The following is a 2003-nucleotide window of genomic DNA, read 5'->3' as shown; positions in this document are numbered from 1 at the left end:
TTTTGTAAAGCGTTATGGAATTAACTATATATATTTTCTCAATATATTTTCTCAATAGCTCATTGCAATAAAAAGAAAAAGATTTGTTTGAATTTTTTAAAGCCCTGCCTTGATAATATCGTGAATATGGATAACACCAATTGCCTTGTCTTTCTTGTTTTTAACAATTAAGGATGTGATTGAAAAATCTTCCATAACCTTTAATGCCTCAATTGCCAAAGCATCCCTTTCTATTGTCTTTGGGTTTTTTGTCATAATATCCCCTCCTTTAAGAAAAAATATATTTTTCTTAAAATGCCTTCTTAAATCACCATCTGTAATTATCCCACAAATTTTTTTAAAAGCATCAACCACAATGGTCATTCCAAGCCTCTTTTTTGTCATTTCGATGATTACCTCTTTCATGGGGGTATCTTTATTTACAATGGGAATCTCACCTCCCTTATGCATAAGATGGGAAACCTTAAGCAAAAGCTTTCTTCCCAGGCTTCCCCCTGGATGAAGGAGGCCAAATTCATCTTCTGTTAAGCCCCTTTTTTCTAAAATGGCAATTGCCAGGGCATCTCCCATAGCCAAAGCCGCTGTGGTTGATGCGGTTGGGATAAATCCGAATGGACAGGCCTCCTTTTTTACCGAGACATCTATAAAAACATCTGCATTCTTTGCCAAAAAAGAGCCCTTTTTTCCACATAGGGCAATAATCTTTATCTTTAGCCTCTTTATGCTTGGAATAAGCCTGTTTATCTCATCCGTTGAGCCTGAATTTGAAATAATAACAAAGAGGTCATCCTTTGTTATCATTCCAATGTCTCCATGCATACCCTCGGTTGGATGGAGAAAGAATGCAGGTGTTCCTGTTGATGAAAGGGTTGAGGCAATCTTTCCTGCAATTATTCCAGATTTTCCAATGCCACTTACAATAACCCTTCCCTTGCAATTTAAAATAAGCTTAATTGCTTTATCAAATGAGCGATCAAGCCTTTCTATTAGAGAAAGAATCGCCTCACCCTCTATTTTTAAAACCTCCTTTGGAGTCATACTTAATCGGGGCGAGCCGATTCGAACGGCCGACCCCCAGCCCCCCATGCTGGTGCGCTAAACCAGGCTGCGCCACGCCCCGGGTTTTATTACTTTAATATATTTAAAAGCTCTTTTAGCTCCTGTTTTACTTCTGTGATAAAATTAGGGGTCTCTTTTTCTTTTGTTCTAAGGTATTTTTTTACCCCCTCTATGGTAAATCTTTGTTCGTACAGCAGGCTTTTTATCTTCTTAAGGAGATCAATATCCTCTTTTCTATACCTTCTATGGCCAGATTTTGTCCTTTCTGGTTTTATTTCCTTAAAACAGGACTCCCAATATCTTAAAACATAGGGTTCTATTTTTAAAATAGAGCTTGCCTCTTTTATTGTGAAAAATAGCTTATCTTCCATAAAAAAAATAAGAAAAGGGCAACCCTTAAGAAATTGATTGCCCCTTTCTTTCTCCTCTCACTTAATCGCCTTCTTTAATGCCTCTCCTGGCTTAAAGATGGGAACCTTTCTTGCAGGAAGCCTTATCTCTGCTCCTGTGCGAGGATTTCTTCCTGTCCTTGCTGCCCTTTTTCTAACAGAGAAACTTCCAAACCCGATAAGCTGAACCCTATCTCCCTTTTTTAATGCCCCTGTAATTCCATCTGTTACGGCATTAATTGCCTCGGCAGCTTGCTTTTTTGTCAGCCCTATTGCTGCTACCTTGTTGACCAGGTCTTGTTTTGTCACCTATCTCACCTCCTAATTATTAAATTCTTTGGTAAATTATACATTAAATTTCTTTTTTGTCAAGGATTTTTTTACTTTGTTCCAGATGGGTATAGACATACTTACCACCTTAAGGAAAGAAAAATACAAAACAAAGAGATTATTGAAAGGGCTTTGATATTAGGAATATCAAGACAGACAGTAAGAAGGGGAAGAGATGGTCCTTTAAAGGATTTTTCAAAGAGACCTAAACATTATTCTTATGAG

At 37.4% G+C, this 2003-nt stretch carries 3 protein-coding genes and 1 tRNA gene; all 4 read right to left on the bottom strand.

The genetic code is table 11. The annotated features are described in order from the left end of the window. Positions 1 to 96: 96 nt before the first annotated feature. Positions 97 to 1038: a KpsF/GutQ family sugar-phosphate isomerase gene (locus tag AB1397_05650; GenBank protein ID MEW6482469.1), complete on the bottom strand. Its 942-nt coding sequence runs from the start codon at positions 1036 to 1038 to the stop codon at positions 97 to 99. A 6-nt stretch (positions 1039 to 1044) separates the two neighbouring features. Beyond that, positions 1045 to 1120 (bottom strand) — tRNA-Pro (locus tag AB1397_05645). A 7-nt stretch (positions 1121 to 1127) separates the two neighbouring features. Continuing rightward, positions 1128 to 1430, bottom strand: a complete 303-nt coding sequence (locus AB1397_05640; protein ID MEW6482468.1) for a MerR family transcriptional regulator — start codon at positions 1428 to 1430, stop codon at positions 1128 to 1130. 57 nt (positions 1431 to 1487) lie between these two features. Further along, positions 1488 to 1757 (bottom strand): HU family DNA-binding protein, encoded by a 270-nt coding sequence (locus AB1397_05635; protein MEW6482467.1) that lies wholly within the window; start codon positions 1755 to 1757, stop codon positions 1488 to 1490. Positions 1758 to 2003 lie beyond the last annotated feature (246 nt).

Source organism: bacterium, assembly GCA_040756715.1.
Lineage (GTDB): Bacteria > UBA9089 > UBA9088 > UBA9088 > UBA9088 > JBFLYE01.
The sequence above is the reverse complement of the archived record's forward strand: the minus strand, read 5'-3'. Positions and strand labels throughout refer to the sequence as shown.

What these genes read in the sequence shown, in the direction of transcription:
- AB1397_05650 (MEW6482469.1), bottom strand. Translation starts at nt 1,038, where the DNA reads ATGACTCCAAAGGAGGTTTTAAAAATAGAGGGTGAGGCGATTCTTTCT.
- AB1397_05640 (MEW6482468.1), bottom strand. Translation starts at nt 1,430, where the DNA reads ATGGAAGATAAGCTATTTTTCACAATAAAAGAGGCAAGCTCTATTTTA.